Source organism: Bifidobacterium sp. LH_558 (assembly GCF_056356295.1).
In genome coordinates, this window is record NZ_JBKETZ010000007.1 from 1 (window position 1) to 23,928 (window position 23,928).

The 23,928-nt window shown below is 61.3% G+C and carries 16 protein-coding genes; 7 read left to right on the forward strand and 9 right to left on the reverse strand.

From position 1 onward, the window contains the following. Positions 1-556: 556 nt before the first annotated feature. Positions 557-991 (forward strand): hypothetical protein, encoded by a 435-nt coding sequence (locus tag AC1AV0_RS09315; RefSeq protein ID WP_476573337.1) that lies wholly within the window; start codon positions 557-559, stop codon positions 989-991. Between the two features lie 445 nt (positions 992-1,436). On the opposite strand, the gene AC1AV0_RS09320 is transcribed toward AC1AV0_RS09315, so the two are convergent. Beyond that, positions 1,437-2,843: an ATP-binding protein gene (locus AC1AV0_RS09320; RefSeq protein ID WP_476573339.1), complete on the reverse strand. Its 1,407-nt coding sequence runs from the start codon at positions 2,841-2,843 to the stop codon at positions 1,437-1,439. A 173-nt stretch (positions 2,844-3,016) separates the two neighbouring features. Between AC1AV0_RS09320 and AC1AV0_RS09325 the strand changes: the two genes are divergently transcribed. The 4 genes from AC1AV0_RS09325 to AC1AV0_RS09340 all read left to right on the forward strand — a co-directional run bounded on the left by AC1AV0_RS09325 (position 3,017) and on the right by AC1AV0_RS09340 (position 7,457). Then, positions 3,017-4,681: an MDR family MFS transporter gene (locus AC1AV0_RS09325; protein ID WP_476573341.1), complete on the forward strand. Its 1,665-nt coding sequence runs from the start codon at positions 3,017-3,019 to the stop codon at positions 4,679-4,681. A 664-nt stretch (positions 4,682-5,345) separates the two neighbouring features. Next, complete coding sequence (locus AC1AV0_RS09330) at positions 5,346-6,260, forward strand: hypothetical protein (RefSeq protein WP_476573343.1); 915 nt, start codon at positions 5,346-5,348, stop codon at positions 6,258-6,260. Positions 6,261-6,778: 518 nt separating this feature from the next. Next, positions 6,779-7,057: a type II toxin-antitoxin system RelE/ParE family toxin gene (locus AC1AV0_RS09335; protein ID WP_476573345.1), complete on the forward strand. Its 279-nt coding sequence runs from the start codon at positions 6,779-6,781 to the stop codon at positions 7,055-7,057. After that, entirely contained in the window at positions 7,032-7,457 is a 426-nt protein-coding gene (locus tag AC1AV0_RS09340; protein ID WP_476573347.1) for a HigA family addiction module antitoxin, read from the forward strand. Before AC1AV0_RS09335 ends, AC1AV0_RS09340 begins: the two co-directional genes overlap by 26 nt. A 277-nt stretch (positions 7,458-7,734) precedes the next feature. On the opposite strand, the gene AC1AV0_RS09345 is transcribed toward AC1AV0_RS09340, so the two are convergent. Both AC1AV0_RS09345 and AC1AV0_RS09350 read right to left on the reverse strand, forming a co-directional pair. Beyond that, the gene (locus AC1AV0_RS09345) at positions 7,735-8,475 is read right to left on the reverse strand and encodes an HNH endonuclease family protein (protein WP_476573349.1); all 741 of its coding nucleotides are present in this window, start codon (positions 8,473-8,475) and stop codon (positions 7,735-7,737) included. A gap of 2 nt (positions 8,476-8,477) precedes the next feature. Next, positions 8,478-9,353: an aldo/keto reductase gene (locus AC1AV0_RS09350; RefSeq protein WP_476573351.1), complete on the reverse strand. Its 876-nt coding sequence runs from the start codon at positions 9,351-9,353 to the stop codon at positions 8,478-8,480. A 201-nt stretch (positions 9,354-9,554) separates the two neighbouring features. Between AC1AV0_RS09350 and AC1AV0_RS09355 the strand changes: the two genes are divergently transcribed. Beyond that, a complete protein-coding gene (locus AC1AV0_RS09355) occupies positions 9,555-11,513 on the forward strand; it encodes a sugar porter family MFS transporter (RefSeq protein WP_476573353.1) in 1,959 nt (652 codons plus the stop codon). 306 nt (positions 11,514-11,819) lie between these two features. On the opposite strand, the gene AC1AV0_RS09360 is transcribed toward AC1AV0_RS09355, so the two are convergent. From AC1AV0_RS09360 to pdxS, 3 genes are all read right to left on the reverse strand, one after another. Beyond that, complete coding sequence (locus AC1AV0_RS09360; protein ID WP_476573355.1) at positions 11,820-15,515, reverse strand: thiol reductant ABC exporter subunit CydD/CydC; 3,696 nt, start codon at positions 15,513-15,515, stop codon at positions 11,820-11,822. Between the two features lie 136 nt (positions 15,516-15,651). Continuing rightward, positions 15,652-16,272, reverse strand: coding sequence for a pyridoxal 5'-phosphate synthase glutaminase subunit PdxT (gene pdxT, locus AC1AV0_RS09365; protein WP_476573357.1), 621 nt, complete (start codon positions 16,270-16,272; stop codon positions 15,652-15,654). Between the two features lie 126 nt (positions 16,273-16,398). Next, the gene (gene pdxS, locus AC1AV0_RS09370; RefSeq protein ID WP_476573359.1) at positions 16,399-17,274 is read right to left on the reverse strand and encodes a pyridoxal 5'-phosphate synthase lyase subunit PdxS; all 876 of its coding nucleotides are present in this window, start codon (positions 17,272-17,274) and stop codon (positions 16,399-16,401) included. 345 nt (positions 17,275-17,619) lie between these two features. Here pdxS and AC1AV0_RS09375 point away from each other — a divergent pair, with 345 nt between their 5' ends. Next, positions 17,620-19,440 carry an AMP-dependent synthetase/ligase gene (locus AC1AV0_RS09375; protein ID WP_476573361.1) on the forward strand — a complete coding sequence of 607 codons (1,821 nt, stop codon included), beginning with the start codon at positions 17,620-17,622 and terminating at the stop codon, positions 19,438-19,440. 844 nt (positions 19,441-20,284) lie between these two features. Here the strand turns inward: AC1AV0_RS09375 and AC1AV0_RS09380 are convergent. The 3 genes from AC1AV0_RS09380 to AC1AV0_RS09390 form a co-directional block, all read right to left on the reverse strand. After that, positions 20,285-21,484 carry an MFS transporter gene (locus AC1AV0_RS09380; protein ID WP_476573363.1) on the reverse strand — a complete coding sequence of 400 codons (1,200 nt, stop codon included), beginning with the start codon at positions 21,482-21,484 and terminating at the stop codon, positions 20,285-20,287. 83 nt (positions 21,485-21,567) lie between these two features. Then, positions 21,568-23,085: an L-arabinose isomerase gene (gene araA / locus AC1AV0_RS09385; RefSeq protein ID WP_476573365.1), complete on the reverse strand. Its 1,518-nt coding sequence runs from the start codon at positions 23,083-23,085 to the stop codon at positions 21,568-21,570. A gap of 146 nt (positions 23,086-23,231) precedes the next feature. After that, positions 23,232-23,924 (reverse strand): L-ribulose-5-phosphate 4-epimerase, encoded by a 693-nt coding sequence (locus AC1AV0_RS09390; protein WP_094637254.1) that lies wholly within the window; start codon positions 23,922-23,924, stop codon positions 23,232-23,234. Positions 23,925-23,928 lie beyond the last annotated feature (4 nt).

The following is a 23,928-nucleotide window of genomic DNA, read 5'->3' on the forward strand; positions in this document are numbered from 1 at the left end:
CGCCGACGCCGGACAAAACGACAAATAGATCGCAGGCACCGTTTCGCGCTCACCCATTACGACAAACGAACAACGATTACGCGCTCACTTATTAATGACGAACCTCGTGATTATTACGTGTTTTCCTCATCGATTTTGTCAATTGATGGATCGTTGCGAAATATGAGATGAAACGTGGATGATATGACCCGTCGCCCACGTTGCGGTTCCGCGGTTTTTCTCACCTGCATGGCGCTCTCGCTTGGGTCGGGGTATCGTGCGAGCTCATTCACGAAGGGGGTATTGTTTGCCACGGTGTTTGGCGGTTATTCGTTCTTGGGGCTTTCGCGTTTTTGATTCCTGCGATTTCTATGATTTCTTGTGATTTCTATGATTTCTGGCTTGCATGAAATGCGCTGCGCATGATGAGGCTCTGGGCGCTAGTCCACGGCAATAAAATTAATTGGTCGCTTGCTGAAAAAACCACTCTGATTCAATAAGAAAATATCAGTATATTATTGAAATTTATTTCCATGGGTTATTATGTTGTAGACGCCGACAAAATGGAGGTATTTATATGAAAGCGTTGCAGGGATTTAAGGCTGTGGAACTCGTTGTTCCCACTGGTAAGTCGACGATGACCATCACGGATTCCGTGATTCGTTTCAACAAGGCCACCGCTGTCGAACTTGGCCACCCGGCGTACGTGCGGGTGCTGGTCAACGAGAAGGAGCAGCAGATCGCTCTCCAGGCGTGCACCGCCAAGGATGCGAACGCCATCAAGTTCAGCAAGGGCGACGGCAAGCAGACCGGCTCCGTGAGCATTAAGACGCCCGCCGTGCTCGAAGCGGTCGCCAAGTTCTTCACGCTGAGCAACCCCAGCGAGGACGAAATTGACCAGCGCGTGATCAACGGCGTGAATCTGCCCGACAGCAAGGCCATCGTCTTCAACGTCTCCGACGCCGAAGCCAGTATCGCCAAGCGCCGCGGCCGTCGCAAGGTCAGCGAATAAATCGCACCTCATAGGGCCTTCATATGGCCGCATCGGCGCCGCGCGTTCCGCGCTCCCATTGACGCCGTTACGGCCATAGTTTTTTGAAGTGGCCTGGTTTTATTTCGTCTCTGTAGCGAGCGGAATAAAACCAGGCCACTTTGCATTTCTTCAGTCATTTCGCCTTCCGCTGCTATAGGCATGGGTTTGCTGCGCACATGACTGAAATACGGCTGTAAAACAGCAATCAGAGAAGCGAAATATAGCCTTTTTATGCGGGATAAATCCCGTCGTCGAGATACCCCCTATATCGGTATCATCGAGTAATCCCATACTCAATATGTCAACAGTGGATCACGCGCGCGAACGGCGAAGGAACTCTACATTTCCTCGCATCTGAGTTCGGCAAATGGTGGGGCGGCGGCGCAGTCACAGCATCGGGCGAATAGCCCCACACGCACGACGGCTAGCGGTAAAGGTCTTGGGCCGAGACCAGCAGGACGTTCGTCTCGCTCTTGGCCACGCGGATCAAAGCGTCCGTGAAACCACTCAGAGAGAATAGCGCATATGTGCGAGGACCACCTTTCAGACGCAACGATTTGGTCTCCAGCTCGCGCAGCACGGAAACATCGACGGGCTTGTTGCGGAACTTACACTCACCCACAAGCAATCCCTCCCCCGACTTCGCGGCGGCGACCACGTCGATCTCGGTTTTCGCATCCCACCAACGACCCACGCGACCGGCACGGAACGGCAGATCGCCATCCATATTCCGCCTGCGCACCCAATCAGCGCATACTCGTTCAAACGGCACCGCGGCAAAATCATGCAGCACGGGGGCGATGTCGTGACGATACACACCGTCGATGTCGCCCATCTCCAGATCAGAACGGTTCGGCGCGACGAACGCGTACCAAAACCGGAAGAAATTATCGGACACGCGGTACAGCCCGCGCATCATCTTGGACTGCTCGACGGGCTTGGCATCAACCGGAAACTCACGCTCCAACAGACCAATCTCCATCAGGTTTTTCACGTATGTGCTGGCGGCTTGGGGCTGCAACATCGTACGCTGCGCGATATCGTTCAGCTGGGTCGCGCCCAACGCCACCGCCTGCAAAATGGTGTTGTAGGTGGCGGGCTCGCGGAATTCCTGATGCATAAGGAATTCTGCCTCGCTATACAACGCGGATCCCCTGCGAAGAATGTGCTGCTTGACGTTGGTTTCAACACTCTCGGACGGATCGAATTCCGCCAGATAATGCGGTATACCACCTAAAATCGCGTACGCGAGCGCGTTATCCCGCGCGCTGTAGGCGGGGAAAAAACGCGCGGCATCCCAATATGGCATGGGTTGCAACTTGAGCATTCCGGTCGCGCGGCCATATAAAGGCGACTTCTCGGAAAGCACCTCTTTCTCGATGAAGCTCATGGCGCTGCCGCACAAAACCAGCATGACGTTCTGGTTCTTCAACGTGTGGTCCCACAGGTTTTGAATGATCGAAGGCAGCGACTTATCCGCCTTCACCAAGTAGGGAAATTCGTCGATGATGATAAGTCGGCGGCCGCCGTCGGTTGCGACCGGCAGATTGACGATGTCTCCAAGCGCGCTTTCCCAATCGGCGTATCGGCTCAGATATTTGCCAGCCGGAGCACCCGCCGCGAACATCTGGCGGGAGTAAGCCGCCAACTGCTCGTCTTTGGTGGCGGAAGGTGAAGCTAGGAACACATGGTCTTTCCCTTTGGCAAAATGGGCCAGCAGCTCCGTTTTCCCCACACGCCTACGGCCGTATAGCACTACCAGCTGCGCTTTGGAGCTGGCATAGCAGGATTCCAGGAAAGCGAGTTCGTCCGTGCGACCTATGAATGACATGTATCAAATCGTATTTAATCAAATTACGATTTGTCAAATTACGATTAGATGAATTCTCAGGCAGGACTGGAGCCAAACGGAACCGAACGGATGGGCACAGGTGGGCGTAAAGTATTCGCGTCGCCGCAAACCTAAATAGGGCGCGCCGACGGCAGGAAGAAGATGCAGAACGAATGGCCGGAGCCGTAAGCACAACACGCCGCAACACCGTGCTGACCCAAGAGGACTCGTATAAGGACGGGCACCTTACGAGGGCCGCTTTCATCTCCATCGCCATACTCACCTTCATCACCTTCGTCGGCAACTTCACGCAATTGCAGCTGAGCGCCGCGCTGCCGACCATCGTCTCCGAATTCGGCATCTCCGTGACCACCGGGCAATGGCTCACCTCCATCTTCCAGCTTGTGATGGGCGTGATGGTGCCGCTGACCGCGTTCCTCACGCGGCGTTTCTCCACCCGTCAGATCGTAATCGTCTCCATGACGGTGTTCACCATCGGCTCCTTGCTGGCGTGGCTTGGATCGTCCTTCGTGCTCGTACTGCTCGGGCGCCTGCTCGAAGCGATTGGCACCGGCGTGATGTGGCCGGTGCTGCAAATCACCGTCTTCTCCATCTATCCGCTGTCGCGTCGCGGTATGGCCATGGGCACGGTCGGCATGGCCATGAGCGTGGCGCCCGCCATCGGGCCGACCATCGGCGGTTGGCAGACCGACATGAACGGCTGGCGGTCCATCTTCCTGACGCTCACCATCATCGGCGGCATCTCGCTGATTGTGGCCGCGCTGTGGCTGCGCAACTTCGGCGCGAACGACAAAGACGCCAAGGCGGACTTCTTCTCCGTGGGACTGTCGATCTTCGGATTCGGCGGGCTGATGTTCGGATTCACGAACATCGAATCCTATGACTTTACACATCCGATGGTGTGGGCGCCCACGCTCATCGGATTGGGCGGCATCGTATGGTTCGTGCTGAGGCAGGTGCACGGTGCTCGGCGATTCAACGAGGCGGCGCGGTTTGTGGCGCGCGCCAAAATGGGCATCGCCGCCGATGACGGCACAGGCACAGGTACCACTCCAAGCGCCGAAGCCATCGCGCGGGCCAAAGCCACCCAGCCTCCCCTGTTGGATCTGGGCGTGCTGAAGAACCGGTCGTTCACCATCGGCACGCTGTGCGCGTCGCTGTCGTTCTTTGCATTCAGCTCGATTATGGTGATCATGCCGCTGTACATTCAAGACGACCGCGGGTATTCGGCCACAATGAGCGGCCTCATCATGTTGCCCGGCGCGTTCGGCCAGGCTATTTCGCAGTTCCTTGGCGGCAAAACGCTTGACCGGCTCGGCGCGCGGCCGGTGGCGCTTATCGGATCGATCACCTTGTTGTTTGGAACCGCCATGATGAGCACCATCAGCGCGGACTCGTGGATCTGGTGGGTATCGATCTGGCAATTCGTGCGGCAAATCGGCATGGGCTTCGTGCTGATGCCCATCACCACATGGTCGTTGAACTGCTTGGAGCCTTCGGAGGTCTCGGCCGGCTCGGCCGTGACCAACACGGCACGGCAGATCGCGGGCGCTGTGGGAGCGCCGGTGCTGGTGATTCTTATGGAGACGTTCACCGATATGCGTCATGCGGCGCTGGGCGGCGGAGCGGAAACCTATGCGGCCGCGAACATCTTCGGCGTGCAATGGGCGCTGCGCATCAGTGCGTTCCTGGTGCTGTGCATGGTGGCGCTCGTGCTGTTCGGAGTCAAGGGCGACGGAGCTGGGTCGACGCGCGACCTGACCCACCGAGCCTTGGCCCGCGCCCGCGCCCAACACGAAGCGCACCGCGGCAAGTAATCCATTCTTCCGCTCTCTCACGCCTTTCCTTGCCTTCCGACAGGGCGGCGATCGCCGTGGCGTTGCGGAACGACTGCGAACGCAACGCACTCCCCACCTCCGATAGAGCGGGTTTCGAGTTTGGTGTGTCCGGATTGGGTGAGAAGGCGATTTTTCCACACCGAACTCGAGAATTAAACGTTTTAGCCACGCACCTCTCCGAAGCCGGACACACCAAACTCGACATCAGCCCTTTTTCGACGTCTGAAAGCCGGAACGAACAGGACGAAAGCAGACGAACCGCGACGGATAGTCAAACCGGAACGGCCAAAAACAGCCTACGTTTTGGATTGAACCGGCGTGGGGCAATCCCAACAAGGCGACCAGACCGATAACTTCGGGCCGGAGGATCGAGGGGAAATCGAATAATTCCCAGAGCAGCAAGGACAGAAAGAAGCTTTGCCCCTCCTCATCTCGAGCAAGTATGAATCAGACACGGTCACACGTTTGAACGAACTGGATTACGAGACAGGACAAGAAGGATCGAAGAGAGTTACAAGGCACCGCCTCTCGAGTTATCCACAAATGGCTGAATTGATGTGAATAGACGAAAGTTATTCCACTTATCCACCATTTTCAACAAGACGGTTGCGATGAGAGAGACGTCCCCTCTAGCGTAAGGCGCATGAACGATACGACTATGGGTGAGGGCATCGAAGCCTTTACGGAACGAGTGCATAACGACATCGCATACGGCGCGCTTCAAGAGGAATCATGCCGCATGCAGGAACGATGCGGACAAGCCAATCAGGAGAGGGAAAAACCTCTCGTCTACAGCCATATCACTGCTTTGGCGCTGCTTGGTGCGGAATTGCCAAAGCAGACCCGGCTCTCAACGGATACGCTCCATGTGGCGGTAAGGAACAACAACGCCCGTTACCAGCAACAAGGCATCAAATGTCTGAGGTGGAGCAACGGCGCAGGACTTGATCAGCCTTATATCGTAGGAGACGTACAATGCGTACCGCCGGCGGTGGCGTGGGCGCAGATGGCGCAATATCTGACGCTCAGCGAGCTTGTCGTGCTTGCGGATTCGCTGACACGGCGAGACAAGCGTATGAAATTGTGTGAGAGAAACGATCTTGTTGCTCTCTTGGCGGGATCCGGCCTGTTCTGGGGAAAACGAAAATGCGAGAAGGCGTTGCATCTCATGAAGGAGGATACCGACTCCTCACAGGAGACACGGACTCGTTTGGTGTTGAGGCAGCACGGGTTGCCGGACATGGAAGTGAACCACGCCGTCTACGACGACACCGGAGACCATACCTGGCTGTTGGATATGGCGTTCCCCGATCAGAAGGTTTGCATTGAGTATCAGGGCGACCAACATCGCATCGACAAACACCAGTATCGACAAGACAACATTAAGCAACGGCATCTGCGAGACATGGGATGGGACGTGATCTGCGTCACCGCAAAGGATTTGAGCAGTGCCGAGGCGAAGTTGGATCTGGCCCGCAGCGTCGCCAAGGCATTGCATATGCGGCTGCCACCGAAATTGACCGGAGTGTGCCGATACTTGCTCGAGGAAACCATCTGACACAAGGACGGAGTTCGAATTGGGCACCCTGACGAGAGCGGGTTTCGAGTTTGGTGTGTCAGGATTGGGTGAGAAGGCGATTTTTCCACACCGAACTCGAGAATTAAACGTTTTAGCCACGCACCTCTCCGAAGCCGGACACACCAAACTCGACATCGGCTTTTTTCGACGCCCAAAAGGACGAAACCTGAACAGGGAAAGAACCTAAAACAGCTGGAAAACCGGACGAGAGGGAGGGAACCTGAAACAACTGGAAGACCGGAAGAAGGAAGGAACCCAAAACAACCGGAAGACCGGAACGGGAAGGATCCTAGAACGATCGGAAGACCGAAAGAGAGAAGGAACCCGAAAATGACCGGAAGACCAAAAGACGGGAAAGAACCTAAAACGGCCGGAAGACCGGGACGAGCAAAGCTCGGAGCTTCCGACCTGAGGCATTCGGAGAGCACTGAAACGAGGCAATCAAGCCGGTTGCCACACCCAACAATTGCCAATACTTCTGTAAGGCGGTAGCATTGATGCGATTCGTGGATAAACGATTGGAGCGATTTTGGGAATCGGGGACCATCCCTTCCCAATACCCGCAAGGCGTGGAACGCACACTGATGAGAAAACTGCAGATGCTTGACGCTGCCGAATACCCTCAGGCGCTACGAACCCCGCCCGGCAACCACTTCGAGGAGCTATCCGGGAATCTGGTCGGCCATTACAGCATCCGCGTCAACAAGCAATGGCGGCTAGTGTTTCGATGGAATGGAAAGGAGGCCACCGATGTTCGATTCGTCGACTACCACTGACGAGACAACGGGTGTTGCCATCAACAGCGCCAAGAGCATGAGCCCGGTACATGGTTCGTTAGTAGACACCAATGAAATAGCGGCCGGCACCGGTGAAATAGCGGGCACCACTATGACGGATCTGCTCTCCACCCCGGGAGAGATCCTCGAAGAGGAGTTTCTTTCGCCGCTGGGCATTTCTCATTACCGACTGGCCAAGTCCATCGGCGTATCGCAGTCCGCAATCAGCGACATCATTCATGGACGTCGCGCGATCACCGCGCGAATGTCGCTACTACTGGGCATGGCGCTAGGAACTGGCCCCCATTTCTGGATGAATCTGCAATCCACATATGACTTGAAAAAGGCCGAAGCCAAAGGCGTTCCGACCATCGAACCTCTGATACGCAAAAACGCCTGACCTCGATGCAAGACACACCGAAGAGATAGCCCCGATCACCTGTCCTCGGACAGGGCAGGTGATCGCTGCGGCGTTGCGGAACGACTGCGAACACGGCCCACTCCCGCCACCGACAGGGCGGGTTTCGAGTTTGGTGTGTCAGGATTGGGTGAGAAGGCGTTTTTTCCACACCAAACTCGAGAATTAAACGTTTTAGCCAAACGCCTCTCCGAAGCCAGACACACCAAACTCGACATCGACCCTTTTTTCAATGCCAGAAAGGCGCGAACTCCCCCATTTAGGATTCGGGGACGGGTTGGCCGGGGCAGGAGTGGAGCACGGCGAGCATGGCGTCTTTCTCCTTGGAGGTCACGGTGAGTTGGTATTTGGCTTTGACGCCGATTTGGCGGGCCACGTACTCGCAACGGTAGTCGCCGTTCGTCGGCAGCCAGTAGGCGGCCGACGCGGAGCCCTTCTCCTGATTGGCGTCGCCGTCCACCGGCAACAGGTTATACAAATCGTTGCCGAAGCGATACCTCTCCGCCGTGGTCCAATCGCGGGCGCCGGACTGCCATGCGTTCGCCAACGCCACCACATGGTCGATCTGCACCAGCGCGCTCGTGTCCACACCGCGCACGAACTGAATCGTCTTGCCAGTGTAGGGGTCGTCGAGCGTGCCGGATTGCACCTTGCAACTGCCCGGATACTTATAGGTCACATCGGTCAGGTCGCGCGCCAGCACGTCTTCGCGCACGTCGCATCCGTTGCCGTCGTCGTCGGTTTCGCGGAATCCGAACAGATCGCGGTCATAGCCGGACGAGTCGGGCTGGTCGTCCACGGTAAGTGTGGCGAGCGTGGTGGCGGCGTCGCCGGTGGCCGTGTATCCGCCGGTGATCTTGGACACGGTGGGGCTGAACATCGGCAGTCCCAGGCCGATGCCGACGCCGACCATCGCGGCGATCACCAGCAGGATCAGCACGCGCTCCAAAGGATTCGACGTGTTGAAACGCCGCTTCCTGAAATGCGTTCTTCGCGCCATCGTCACGCGTAGGTGAAGGTGAGCGGGTCGTGACCGGCGCGGGTGGGCCCGTCGAGCGCGTCGATCGCGGCATGCTCCTCGGCGGTGAGCGAGAAGGAGAACAGGTCGAGGTTCTCGCGCTGGCGTTCGGCATGCACCGACTTGGGGATAATGATCGTGCCGTTCTCCACATGCCAGCGCAGAATCGCCTGCGCCGGGGAGACGCCGTGGGCCTCGGCGATGCGTTCGATCGCGCCGTCGCCGGCCGCCAAATCCGCGCCGCGCGCCATCGGCGAATACGCTTCCACCGCGATGCCGTGCTCCTTGCAGAAGGCGACCACGTCGCGCTGCTGCCATGTGGGGTGCAGTTCGATCTGGTTCACGGCGGGCCATTCACCGGTCTCATCATGCAGACGCTCGAGATGTTCGGGCAGGAAGTTGCACACGCCAAGCGTGCGCACACGCCCCTCCTCACGCAGGCGTGCGAAGGCCTTCCATGTTTCGCCGCTACGCCAATCAAAGGGGGTGGGCCAATGCAGCATGTACATGTCCACGTAGTCGAGCTGCAGCAGGTTCAGGGAGTCGTCGAAGGCTTTGAGCGCCGAGTCGTAGCCCTGCTGCGAATCGCGCAGTTTGGTGGTGACCCACAGGCTCCGGCGGGCCTCTCCGGTGTTGTAGCCGGTGGCGGCGAGCGCGCGGCCCACGCCGGCTTCGTTGTTGTATCCGGCGGCGCCATCGATATGCCGGTATCCGGCCTCCAGCGCGGTTTCGATCACGGGCACCACGCCTTCGTCGTCGATGCGCAGCACGCCGAGGCCGATCTGCGGGATCCGATTGCCGTCGGCGAGCGCGATGGACGGGATGGCGGTTGTGGCGGCTGCGGTCTGGTCGTCGGTCATGGTTCCTCCTTCGATATTGTGTTCAGAGTACGTCCCGCACGCGATATACACGCGCCCGCCGACTCTCCCCGCCTGCCCGCATGGCCTCATCCGGCTGTTTTCCGAAAGTTAAGGCAACATACAATAAGACGCCGCGTGACGAACCCGCCCGAAACGGCTAGGATGGTCATGTTCCCCGTTGAGCGTTTGAGAGGAAGAGCGATGGCGGGACTGTTTCAGGCGGTTTCGAAACACAGCAACCCGTTGGGCAATCGCGTGCAACCACGCGGTACCGGGCGGTACACGTTCGGTCTGGCGCTCAGCGCCGGTCTGGCCGGTCTGCTTTACGGGTACGACACTGTGTCGATTTCCGGTGCGATTGATTTTCTTCAGCACCGCTATCATCTGTCCACCATGCTGCAGGGCCTGGTGATTTCGTCGATTATGATCGGCGGTGTGGTCGGCGCCGCGATGGCGGGCTTCCTGTCCGACAGGTTCGGCCGCCGCCGTATTCTGCTGGCCGGCGCGGCGTTCTTCTTCGTGGCGGCGTTGTGGAGCGCGATGACGGTTTCGCCATTCGATTTGATCGTCGCGCGCATCGTCGGCGGTGTGGGCATCGGTTTGGCGACCGCGCTGGCCGTGACCTACATTACGGAGTCGGCTCCCACCAGCATCCGCGGAACATTGGCGTTCTCGTTCCAGTTGCTGGCCATCTGCGGCATCTTCCTGACGAATGTGATCAACTATTTCATCGCGGAGAACGGCTCCCTGTTTTGGAATGTGGAGCGCGGATGGCGTTGGATGCTGGGCCTCGGCGCGGTGCCGGCGGCCGTGTTCTTCATCGCGATGCTGATAGTGCCGGAATCCCCGCGTTTCCTCATTCAGCAGGGCCGCGAGGAGGAGGGCTTCCAGGTGCTGGAGCATATCCTCGGCACCACACGCGCCCGCGAGCAGGTGGAGGTCATCCACGAGTCGGTGGTGCGCGAGCGCGAGCTCAACGCCTCGTTCCTCGATCTGTTCCGCCCCGGCCTGCGCAAGGCGTTGGCGATCGGCGTGTTTCTGGCGGTCGGCAATCAGATCGTCGGCATGAACGCCATCTCCTACTATGGCCCGACGATGTTCAAGCATTTGGGCTTCGGCGACAACACCGAGTTTTTGGCGGCGTCCTGCGTGGGCGGCGTGGAGCTGGTGTTCACCGTGATCGGCATGTATCTGATCGACGCGGTGGGGCGCAAACGTCTGATGGCGATCGGTTCGGCCCTGATGGCCGTGTTCGCGATGCTGATCAGCCATGCGTATCGGATCGACGATCCGACGCTCACGCTGGTGGCCGTTATGCTGTTCACCGCGTCGTTCGCGTTCTCGATGGGTCCGATTCCGTGGATCATGATTCCCGAATTGTTCCCCACGTTCCTGCGCGGCCGCGCCACCGGCATCTGCACGGCGTTTCTGTTGGCTTCGAACTGGGCGATCGGCCAGTTCACTCCGCTCATGTTCGTAAGTTGGGGCGGCCGCGGCACGTTCTTCCTATTCGCCGTATGCAATCTGGTGTGTCTGATTGGTGTGGTCACGTTGGTTCCGGAGACGATGGACCGCATGCTGGAGGATATCGAATACGATTGGCAGCCGCGCACGCCTATGGCTTCGGCCCGTGTGGCGCTGGCTTCCGCCGGCGCGCAGATTCGTTGGGCGGAGATCACGCTGGCGCGCGTGGAGAACGAGCGCATGCAGGCGATGGGTGTTATCGAACAGGCGGAACGCGAGCGGGTTCGCGCGCATAAGCAGCTGTTCGAATTGGAGAATCAGGCGGCGGAGTTGGCCAATGCCCGGGAGACGGCGCGTTTGGCCGCGGAGGAGCGCTGGCATGCCGAACTCAGGGCGCATACGGTGAACGCTGCGATCGTCGAACCGAAGCTGCATCACACGACCAGTCATTCCGAAGGTGATTCCTCCACTACGGAAGTGGACGAGAGCATGGTGGACGCCGCCACGATTTCGATCGACGTGGAACGTTTGGCCGAAGCCGAGGCCGCTTTGGAGATTCTGCGCAAGGCCAAGGAGTCGTCCGCCGCGCAGGAGGCCGACGAGCCGGAGCAGAGCGCCGAGGAACGTGCCCGCGAAGACCAGGCCATCGACACCGTGCTCGACTTCCTCGACAAGCTCATCATCAACAAAAAGTAGCGCCCTCTTCGCATTACCTTAAGCGGAGGCACTCTTCGCCGTCGTCCTGTGGAGATCCTTCGACTCCGCTGCGCTCCGCTCAGCATGACGAATAACCATTTTTACCGTCATCCTGAGCGGAGGGCGCAGCCCGGAGTCGAAGGACCTCCACCGCCATTCGCAAGAGATGCTTCGACTCCGCTACGCTCCGCTCAGCATGACGAGGGGAGGAAACGCTCTGTCCGAGATGACGGGTAACGGATTACTTCGTCAACACGGTGTTGACGGAGCGCGGGATTCGACAGAACGGTGTTACGGAGCGCGGGGCTACATCGAAAGTACGGTGTCGGCGATGCGCATGGCGGATTCTCGGTGCGAGACCAGCACGACGGCCTTGCCGTCCTCATCGTCGGGATGCGCCAAGTCGTTGATCGACTGGAGGATCACGGCTTCGTTCAACGCGTCCAGACGGCTGGTCGGTTCGTCGAACAACACCAGATCGGCGTCGCGCAGGAATATGCGCGCCAAGCCGATGCGCTGACGTTCGCCTTCGGACAGGCGGTCGCCCAACTCCCCCACCTGCGTGTCTAGGCCGTCGGGCAAGGATTCGATCAAATCCAACACCGAGGCTTTGCGCAGTGCCTCACGCAGCATGCCATCAACGCCATCGGTCCTGCTAGCCGCACCGGTCCCGCTAGCCCCGGCAGCTCCATCAGTCCTGTCAATCCCATCGGCCCCGCCAGGCAAGGCGATAATCAGGTTTTCGCGAATAGTACCGTCGAAGAGGTGGGTTTCCTGACTCATCATGGTTTGCACCCGGCGGCGGTGATGCGCGTCGACCTGCGGCAGCGCCGTGCCTGACAGCGTCACCCGACCGCCTTGCGGATCCCAATAGCGCATCAGCAGCTTCAATGTAGTGGACTTGCCCCGGCCGGATGGACCTTGCACGCCCAGCACGCCGTGGCGCGGCACATCCGTGCCGAAGTCGTCGAGCACCTTCTCCCCCGGCTTGGAATCGTAGGCGAAATCGACATGCTCCATCGTCATTCCCGTATAGGCGGGCGATTCGAGGCCGGTTTCCGTCACGGCCGGCGCTTCGTCCATCAGCGCGAACAATCGGCGTGCGGAGGCGAAGGTCTGCGTGAGGTTCGCGGGCAGCGCGCTCAACGCCAAAGTCGGTCCGAAGGAGCTGGAAACGAGCACGACCGCCGCAACCAGCGCGGGAATGCACGTCGGTTCAGCTACGGCCACGGCGATCGCCACAGCCGCGGCGGCCGCGGTCAGCACCAACACCAACACGCCGCCGATGCCGGCGAATCCGGCGTTGACGCGGCTCAGATGCGCATGTTCGGCCCACAGCGTCTTGGTGCGCTCCACGATGCCGGCGACCCGATCCTCGCCACGGCCGAAACGGATGATTTCGTCGAGGCCGCGCATGTCGTCAAGCACCGCGTCATCCAGCGAGGAGGATTGGCGGCGGATGGTGGGGCCGAGGTTCTGCACGCCGGTGGCGAAGAAACGCGGCACGATCACGCCGATAATCAGATGCGAGAGGACCAGCAGCAGCGCGAGCCACGGACTGAGCGTGAGCAAAACGAGCGCGTACACCGCACTGGTCGCCACGGCGATCGCGACCGGGGAGATCGTGTGCGCGAAGAATATCTCCAGCAGTTCCACGTCGGTGGTGACCAACGCGATCAAGTCGCCCTTGCCTTTGCCGGCGAGCTTCGCGGGGGCGAGGCGACGCAGCGCGGCGAACGCTTTGGAGCGGAACAGGGCGAGCAGGCGGAAAGCCACGTTGTGGTTGAGATACTGCTCGACGTAGCGCATCAGACCACGCAGCAGCGCGCACACCGCCATGGCAATGACGGCGGGCGCGACGCCCATCCCCCAGACGGGATTGCCGGCGAGCGCGAACGCGGCGACGATGCCGAACACCGGCAGGAAGGTGGCCGCGAGATGACCGACGGTGCCGGAAACGACCGCGGCCGTCATAAGATGCGCAAGCGGCGTGGCTTCCTTGAGCAGGCGCGAAACGAGATGGAGCGTGCTTTCCGTCGGCACGTTCGGCTCACTGGATTGTTGTCCACCGAGGGAGACGGGGGCGTCAGCCGAGGAGGCGGACTCACGCCGGCGATCCACGATGGCTGGTTCGGTGTGATGCGTGGGATGGACGACGGATTCGATGGCCTGTTGCGTGTGGTACAGCGTGGCGTAGGTGCCGTCGTCGGCGATGAGTTCGGTGTGCGTGCCGGATTCGACGGCCTCGCCGTGCGAGAACACGACGATCCGGTCGGCGTTGACGGCGTTAGCCATGCGGTGCGTGATCATGATGACCGTCGCGCCACGGTCGGCGAGTTCGCGGATCGAGGCGAGAATCAGCGCTTCGCTTTCCACATCCACACTGCTGGTCGCCTCGTCGAAGATCATGATGGCGCTGTTGTGCAGCAGGGCGCGGGCGATGGCGATGCGCTGGCGTTGGCCGCCGGAGAGGTTCGCGGCGTCGGCGGCGATGGGCATATCCAGTCCGGCGGATTGCGCACGCACGAAGTCGGCCACACGAGCGCTCTCCAAAGCCGCCCACAGCTGGTCGTCGGTGGCGGCTGGGTCGGCCATCAGCAGGTTCTCACGCAGGGTTCCGGCGAAGAGGTGGCTGCGCGCGCCGACCAACGTGACCGCACGGGTGAGCGAGGCCGCATTCAGGCTAGCGAGTTCCGTGCCGGCGATGCGGACCGAACCGCTGTATCCGGTGATCTGGCCGGCGAGCAGGGCCGCCGCGGTCGATTTGCCGGAGCCGGAGACGCCGACGATGGCGGTGAGCTGGCCGGGGAGTGCGGCAAAGGAGACATCGGCGAGCGCTTTGACGGATTGCCCCTCATCCGACATGTAGGCGAACGAAGTCGCGGAGAACTCAACGCCCACGCTCGTATCCGCAGGCAGATCGCCGTCGCCGTGCTGGGGTTCGGGCGCGTCCAGCAACGCGAAGATGCGCTTGGTGGAGGTCATGCCGTTCATCGCCACATGGAAGTAGGAACCGAGCTGTCGCAGGGGGATGAAGAAATCGGCGGACAGCAGCACGATGAGCAGCACGCTTGCGAGAGAGAGCGCGCCCTGCGTGTGCCCGGTCACGGCTGACCCGCCCGAACCGACGTACTGCCAGAGGGCCACGCCTATGCCGGCCGCGGTGCCGCCATAGGCAACCGCGTCCATGGCTGCCAGCGAGCGCAGCTGGATCTGCAGCACGCGCATGGTCATCACACGGAAGGATTCAGCCTTCTCGTCCATGCGCTCGGCGGCCTGTTCGTCGGCATCGAAGGTTTTGAGGGTTTCCAAGCCTTGCAGGTTGTCGAGGAAGGCGGCGCCCATATCGGTGTAGCGGCCCCAATACTTTTTGAACGCGCGCGCGGCGCTCATCGCGACCAGGCCGACGACGATCACGATCAGGGGCGCGCAGACCAGCAGAGTCAAGGAGGTGGGCATATTGATCGGCGCGATCACGGCGAACAAGGTGATCGGCGCGAGGACCGCATAGAACAACTGCGGCAGGAACAGTTCGAAGAAGGACTGGACCTGCTCGACGCCTTCGCCGGCGGACTGCACCACGTCGGCGGTTTTCACGCGCGAGGAGTAGGAGGGGCCAAGGGCGAGCATTTTGCGGTAGAGCCGCTCGCGCAGGCCGAGTTTGACGCGCTCGGCGGCTTCGGTGCCGCAACGGGCGGCGAGACGGGTGGTGATGTAACGCACCAGCGCGCAGGCGATGAGAACGCCCGCGTACAGCATCATGTCGCCGGGCAGCACACCCACGGCCGCGATGCCGAAGAGATTGGTCGGGCAGTCGGCGCCTGCGGCGGCATCACAGGCGAAGGAATGCGGATCGGCGGCGAGGATCATGGCGGACAGCATCATGACCAGCGTGCCCACGAACACGATATTGGCCAGCAGGCCGATCCACATGCACAGCACTTTGCCGGCGATCAGCCGCCCGATGCCAGGCGCCACTTGAAACAGTCGTTTGTCGAACATGCGAACCTCTCAGCGAACCGTCGGCACGATCGTTCGCGCCTAGCCACCTGTCACCTTAGCGGCCTTCGCCCACCCGCCGCAAGAGATTCGCCCGACTTTTCACACGTGGCGTCGTCGCCTTTGTGCTCGCACTTTCCTACAGGCTGAGGAAGAGTTCGTGGATGCGGGCGTCGCTGGTGAGTTCGGGATGGAAGGCGGTGGCGAGGGTGTTTCCTTGTTTGAGGCCCACCACATTGCCGTTCACCTCGGTCATGACCTGGGCGCGCGGGCCGACGGAGACGACGTAGGGGCCGCGTATGAACACAAGCGGAAAGTCCCGCACCTCGCCGAAGTCGGCGGTGGCGGCGAAGGAGCCGAGCTGGCGGCCGTAGGCGTTGCGGCGCACGGTGGCGTCGAGCGCGGCGAAATACACGTTGTCGTCGTTTTCGAGGCGGTCGGCGAGCAGAATCATGCCGGCGCAGGTGCCGAACACGGGCTTGCCGGCGGCGATATGCGCGGCGACCTTCTCGAACAGGCCGGTCGAGCGCAGCAACTTGCCCTGCGTGGTGCTTTCGCCGCCAGGCAGGATCACCCGGTCGATGGACGCATCGAAGTCTTCGGCGGCGCGCAACAGCTTCCATGGCGCGCCGAGACGGTCGAGCATGGCGGCATGTTCGGCGAACGCGCCCTGCACGGCGAGGATGCCGGTCACGCCATGGGTGGCGGATTCGGCGTCGTCGGAGGCCTCTTTACTGATGTATTCGACTGCTACGACCATGGAAAATGACTCTCTGCTGATGACTCATCGATGGGTTGCGTTTTGTTATAAGGATGGCTCCGGCGGGGAGAAAGCCCACTGGGCTTTCTCCTATTCCGCCTCGCGGCGAATGAGCTGCCGAGCGGCTCATTCGCCTCGTGCCGCCATAATGGTTTCGATTTCGTCTTCGTTGATGCCGACCATCGCTTCGCCGAGGTTTTCACTCAGACGCGCGAGCAGGTCCGCGTCTTGCCAATTGGCGGTGGCCTGCACGATGGCGGCCGCACGCTTGGCCGGGTCGCCCGACTTGAAGATGCCGGATCCGACGAACACGCCTTCGGCACCGAGCTCCATCATCAGAGCCGCGTCCGCCGGAGTGGCGACGCCGCCCGCGGCGAAGTTGACGACCGGCAGACGGCCGTTGTCATGCACGTAACGGGCGAGTTCCACTGGCACGGCCAGCTGCTTGGCAGCCTCGAACAGTTCGTCGTCGCGAAGTCCCACGAGCTCGCGGATCTGCTTGTTCATCGTACGCATGTGACGCACGGCCTGAATCACGTCACCGGTGCCGGGCTCGCCCTTGGTGCGGATCATAGACGCGCCTTCGGCCACACGGCGCAGCGCCTCGCCGAGGTTCTTCGCGCCGCACACGAACGGCACGTTGAACTGGGTTTTGTCGATGTGGTAGACGTCGTCGGCCGGGGAGAGCACTTCGGATTCGTCGATGTAGTCGATTTCGATGGCCTGCAGGATGCGAGCTTCGGCGACATGACCGATGCGCACCTTCGCCATCACCGGAATGGACACCGCCTCCTGAATGCCTTTGATCATGGCGGGGTCGCTCATACGACTCACGCCGCCCGCGGCGCGGATGTCGGCCGGAATGCGTTCCAAAGCCATGACAGCGCATGCGCCGGCGTCCTCGGCGATACGCGCCTGTTCGGGCGTGGTCACGTCCATGATCACGCCGCCCTTGAGCATCTGGGCCAGGTTCTTGTTGAGTTCGTTGCGGTTCTCGGCCATGTTCTTCCCTTCCATGACGTGCCGTAAGTGCCGTGGGCGCATAGTGCCGCGCCTTGGCACCGCATCACGCCGGCGTCGTGACATCCACGCGGCGGCGGTCCTCCCACATGCTAAAGCGCGCCCGCATCGTGACACGCGGCGCGCACGCATTCTGGCGATAAGCAAAACCTATAGCGGATTATCAAAGGCAAGCGTTCCATCCTCATGTTTGTATCGGCGGACAAAAGGAGCGGGACCTTTTTGATGGAGCCCACAAAGCCGCGGGCACCTACGGCCGCGTAACCTGAGCGATAGTGTGGCCGCAAACCCCCTCAGGGCCACTTCGCAGAACGGATATGTGCACGAATGCTGACCGAATACACCACCCCCGGCGCCATCGAGGTGCGTGACGGCGAAACGCTGTACTCTTTGCTCACCGACCGCATCGCCCGCACCGGCGAAGACACGGTAATCGCCTCGAAGAAGCTGGGGCCGGGCCGCTGGCAGGACGTCACCACCGGCGAATTCTCCCGCCTGGTACGCGCCGCGGCGAAGGGTTTCATCGCCTTCGGCATCGAAAAAGGCGACGCGGTGACCCTGTTCTCGTCCACCCGCTTCGAGTGGGGCGTGCTCGACTTCGCGCTGGCCGCCGTGGGAGCGGTGAACGTGCCGATCTACGACACCGATTCCGCCGCGCAAGCCGAGCGCATCCTCAACGATTCCACGGTCAAGCTCGCGATCGCCGACGACCGCGAACGTTTCGACCGCCTCGACTCCGTGCGCGACCATTGCCCCGCATTGCGCCAGATCCTCATGATGGACGGCAACGCGCTCGGCGCGCTGGAAGGCATGGGCGTGGTCGTCTCCGACGAGGAGCTCGAGGAGCGCATCGCCTCGGTGCATGCCGACGACCTCGCCACCATCGTCTACACCTCTGGTTCCACGGGCACGCCGAAGGGCGCGGAGCTCACCCACCGCAACTTCCTGTCCATCGTGCGCGCCGGCTACGAATGCCTGCCTGAGATGATCTGCGAGGGCATGCCGCGTCTGCTGCTGTTCCTGCCGCTCGCCCACTGCTTCGCGCGTTATATCCAGTATTGTTCGATCGGTTCCGATACGGGCGTGGTGGGCTACCTGCCCGACACTCGTTCGCTGCTGCCCGATCTGCGTTCGTTCCGCCCGACCTATCTGCTCGGCGTGCCGCGCGTGTTCGAGAAGGTGTACAACGCCGCCACGCATAAGGCCGGTCTGGGCTTGAAGGGCCGTCTGTTCGCCAAGGCCGTGGACGCAGCCCGTGTGTGGAGCCGCAAGGAGCAGAATGGCGAGGCGCATACGCCTCGCGAAATCGCCGAGCGCGCGACCTACGAGACGCTGGTCTACCGCACGGTGCGCGGCGCGTTGGGCCCGAACATCAAATTCGTGGCGTGCGGCGGTGCGCCGCTCGACCCCGATCTGGCGCATTTCTACGCCGGCATCGGCCTGCCGATGATCCAGGGTTACGGCATGACCGAAACCGCCGCCCCGTTCACCGTGACCCGCGTGTCCGACAACAAAATCGGCACCGTGGGCCAGCCCGCCCCCGGCTCGTCGGTGCGCATCAGCGAGGACGGCGAAGTGCAGGTCAAGGGCGAAAACGTGTTCGTCGGATACCACAATCTGCCCGAGAAGACGGCCGAAACCTTCACCGAGGACGGCTGGCTGAAAACCGGCGATCTGGGATCGCTGGACGACGATGGCCGCCTCGCCATCACGGGCCGTAAGAAGGACATCATCATCACGGCCGGCGGCAAGAACGTCTCCCCCATCCCGCTGGAGGAGGAAATCGTCAAATGCCCGATCGTGGAACATTGCGTGGTGGTGGGCGACGCGCGTCCGTTCATCGGCGCGCTGGTCACGCTCGATCCGGAAAGCCTGCCGATGTGGCTGGCCGCGCATGGTCTGTCCGTGGATACGCCGGTGGACCGTCTGGCGACGAACGCCGCGGTGCACGAGGAGATCCAAACCTATGTGGACCGCGCCAACGCGACCGTTTCGCGCGCCGAATCCGTGCGCAAGTTCGTGGTGCTGGACACGCAGTTCACCAACGCCAACAAGTGCCTGACCCCCTCGCTGAAGGTGGTGCGCCCCGCCGTGAACCGCGTCTTCGCCGAGACGATCGCCACCCAAATCTACGGCGATAAGCGCTGACGCTGTGTTCCACACAGGTCCGCAGCGATGTGGAACTTCCAAGAGCCGGGGTATTCCCCCGGCTTTTTCGTAGCGCGCCCCATACAAGACGGGTTGTAGGCCAAATTGTATGTCTGCGGTTTCCTGCTGTTTGGCGGATTGCGGGGTGGCGGCGAGTTTGGTGTGTCAGGTTTGCCAGATATGGCCGTTTTCGCACACCGAACTCTCAAATCAATCGTTTTACTCGGAGCTGGCGCGACAAGCCGACACACCAAACTCTCCATGGCCGGCTGATATGTGATGTGTTCGAGGTCTCGAAGCGCTTGAGCTCTGGTAATCATTGCGATGCCGGAGGGGTGCCGGCGTGGAGGAATCGGCATATGCTGACGATTCCTCCACACTGAGGATCATGCACCATCATGACACCGTGGATGAACGGTCACTATCTGTCAGTTCATCCACGTTGAGGGTCATGTGAGCGTGGACGGATGGTTACCTACTGCCGTTTCATCCACACTGAGTGTGTCAGGCGTGGATAAAACGTTAGTTACTGTCAATTCGTCCACGCTGACGGATGCGTCACCGTGGATGAATGGTCAGTAACTGTCAATCCGTCCACGATGAGCGCGCTAAGCGTGGATGGGCAGTTGGTAACTGACGATCCATCCACGTTGACAGATGTGTCACCGTGGATGAATGGTCAGCAACTGTCAAATCGTCCACGCTGACGGATGCGCCACCGTGGGCGAATGGTCAGTAACTGTCAATTCGTCCACGGTGAGCGCGCTTGGCGTGGATGGACCGTTGGTAACTGCCAATCCGTCCACGTTAACGGATGTGCCGCCGAAACCATCGCCACCCAAATCTACGGCCACTGACGCTTGCCTTCGTAGCGTAGGGAGAAGGCGGCAAGGAGAATGGCGGCCAGGGCGGTGAAGAGCACGCCGGACAGCGCCGGATAATGGTAGTCCATGGCGGTGGCGTTGAGGGCCGCACCGCCGACGGCCGATCCGATCGCGTTGCCGAGATTGAAGGCAACCTGCACGGTGGCGCCTCCGATAAGTTCGCCGCCGCCCTGGCCGGCTTCGGCCATCAGCAGCTGCTGCGGTGGATTGATGAAGAACAAGCCGAACGCGATCCACAGCGTCAACAATGCAGTGCCCGCCTGCGCGACGAACACGCCTTCGCCGCTCCCCTGCACGCCTTCGAAGAGGAACACGCCGAGTAGTCCGATTATGCCGATGGCCTGGCCGACACCTGCGGCACCCGCGTGACGCCAACGGTCGGCGACTTTGCCGCCGGCCATACCGCCCATCACCATGCCGAATCCAGCCAAAGCCATCAGGAACGGAACGGCGGCGCTCGACCATCCGCCCACGCCGGTCAGCCACGGCGAAACGTAGCTCCACCAGCAGAACACGCCGCCGTTGCCAAGCAACACCGCGCCTAGGATAAGCCACGGCCCGGGCGCTTTGAGGAATTTGAACTGCCCAGCGAGACCCGCGTCTTTGATTGGGGCGACGAACGGCACCCATGCGGCCACGAGCACGATGGTGAGTACCGCCCACGCGGCGAGGATGGCGAAGGAGACTCGCCAGGAGACGTATTCGGCGAGCAGGGTGCCGGCGGGCACGCCAAGCATGTTGGAGACGGTCTGCCCGGTGGTGATGACGGCCACGGCTTGGGTCGCTTTGCCTTTTTCGGCGAGGTTTTTGCCGATCACCGCGGACGCGCCGAAGAACGCGCCGTGCGGCAGTCCGGCGATGAATCGCGCGACGATCAGCATCGTGCTGTTGAGGGCGACGGCGGAGAGCGCATTGCCTACGAATACGATCACCATGAAGATGAGGATGAGCTTTTTCGGCGGGGTCGTGCGGCCGAAAACCAGCATCAGCGTGCCGACGCATACGCCGATCGCGTAGGCGGTGATGTAGTTGCCTGCGGTGGGGATGCTCACACCCATGTCGGCGGCCGTTTGGGGCAGAATGCCCATCATCACGAATTCGGCCGCGCCGCACACGAACGCGCCGAACGCCAGCGCGACAAGGCTTCTCATATTCTTCATACCGATTCCTAAACGTCTTTGAAAACATACAGCGGGTGTTCGCGACAAACATCGCAAACACCCGCTGTGAACCACACCGCTATTTAGTGCTGGTTGTTGAGACGGTGGTAGATTTCGCTAACCTGCAGCTCGCGTTCGAACGCGGCCGGGGTGGTGTCCGCGTCGATGGTGGCGAGTTCGACGCCGGCGATGCGGGCGAAGTCCTCCCAAGCCTCACGACCGATGGAGGTGGTCATGCAGGTGTGGTGGGAGCCGCCGGCGCGCAGCCAGCATTCGGCGGAGACGTTGAGGCTGGGCTGCGGCTTCCAGAGGGCGCGGGCGCAGGGCAGGGCCTTGAGGGAGCCTTCGGGTTCGACGATGTCGACGACGTTCATGAGCAGGCGGAAGCGCTCGCGCACGTCGGACATGGAGACGACGACCGCGTCCTTCTTGGGCGCGCCGGTGAAGACGAGGCGCACGGGGTCGGCCTTGCCGCCGATGCCGAGCGGGTGGATCTCCAGCTTGGGCTTGGCGATGGTGCCGATGGACGGGGAGACTTCGAGCATGTGGGCGCCCATGTTGAGCTCATGGCCGGGCACGAAGTTGTAGGTGTAGTCCTCCATGAGGGAGGCGCCACCGTCGAGGCCGTAGCCCATGACGGCGCCGATGCGCACGAGGACGGCGGTCTTCCAGTCGCCTTCGGCGGAGAAGCCGAAGCCGTACTCGGAGGGGAAGCGCTGCGGGCCGACGCCGGGCAGCTGCGGCAGGGCACCGAGGTCTTCGAAGTTGTCAACGCCGGCGGTGCAGCCGTTGGCCTGCATCATGTTGACCATCGCGGCCTCTTCCTTGGCGGCGATGAACAGGGAGTCGTACTTGGCGTCGAGCAGCTCGGGAGCCACGTCGTACTTGGCCTTGTAGTCTTCGATGATGGCCTTGACCTGGTCGTCCTTGACGGCCTCGTAGGCGGCGACGAGCTCGTTGACGGCCCAGGTGTTGATGGACGCGCCGAACACGCGCTCGGCTTCGGTCTTGTCGCCTTCGGTGACGGCCACGTTGCGCATGTTGTCGCCCCAGCGCATGACCTTCATGTTCTGGGAGGCATCCCAGCCGGCGCAGGCGCGGGCCCAGGTGGCGATCTTCTCGGCGACCTCGGGGTCGGTGTAGTGGCCGACGACGATCTTGCGGTTGATGCCGAGACGGGAGACGATGTAGCCGAACTCACGGTCGCCGTGGGCGGCCTGGTTGAGGTTCATGAAGTCCATATCGATGGTTTCCCACGGGATCTCCATGTGGTGCTGGGTGTTGAGCTGCAGCATCGGCTTGGTGAGCACTTCGAGGCCGCGGATCCACATCTTGGCCGGGGAGAAGGTGTGGCACCAGGTGATGACGCCGATGACGTTCGGGTTGGCGGAGGCCTCGACCATGAACTGCTTGACGCCGTCGGAGGACTTGAGGGTGGGCTTCAGCACCAGCTTGACCGGGATCTTGCCGGTGGCGTTGAGCGCGTCGACGATTTCGGTGGACTGCTCGGCCACCTGGCGCAGCGCTTCCTCGCCGTAGAGGTCCTGCGAGCCGACGCCGAACCAGATTTCCTTGCCCTCAAAGGGATTTTCCATTGCCATGGGTTGTTCCTTACTTCGTTGTGGTTGTTATGTTGCTGCGTTAGTGCTGTAAGCACTGACGCAATGCGTGTGTCATCAAGGCGCACCGAGGGAAGGCGTACAAAAGTACGTCGACCGAGGAGCAACGCGGATGACACTCCATTGCGTCAGTGCTGGCCGTAGACGTTTTGGTAGCGGTCGTTGAGCTTGTCAATGTCTTCCTGCGCGATCGGGATGATCTCGCCGAGCTGCTTGGCGGCCCACATGGTGTGCGCGACTTCCTCGGTCATGGCGGCGGCCTTGACGGCACCCTCCGCGTCCTTACCGATGGTGAACGGACCATGGTTCTGCATGAGGACGGCCGGGGACTTCGGGTACTTCTTGAGCGTCTCGACGACACCTTCGCCGATCGCCTCGGAACCGATGAGACGGAACGGGCCGACGGGCACCTCGCCGCCGAACTCGTCGCCCATCATGGTCAGGCCGCAGGGCACGTTCTGGCCGGTGGCCGCCCAGGCGGTGGCGTAGGTGGAGTGGGTGTGCACCACGCCATACACGTCGGGCATGTGGCGGTAGATGTACGCGTGGGAAGCGGTGTCGGAGGACGGAGCCTCGGAGCCGTCGACCACGTTGCCGTCGAGGTCGCACACGACCATGGAGCTCGGGGTCAGGTACTCGTAGCGCAGACCGGAGGGCTTGATCACGAACAGGTCGGCGGTCTTCAAACGCTGGGACACATTGCCCGCGGTCCACACGACGAGGTTCCACTTGATCAGCTGGTCGTGCAGGGTGGCGACGATCTCACGCACCTGCTTGACCTCGGCACGCACTTCGGGACCGTAATCAGCCAAAGTAGCCATTGTT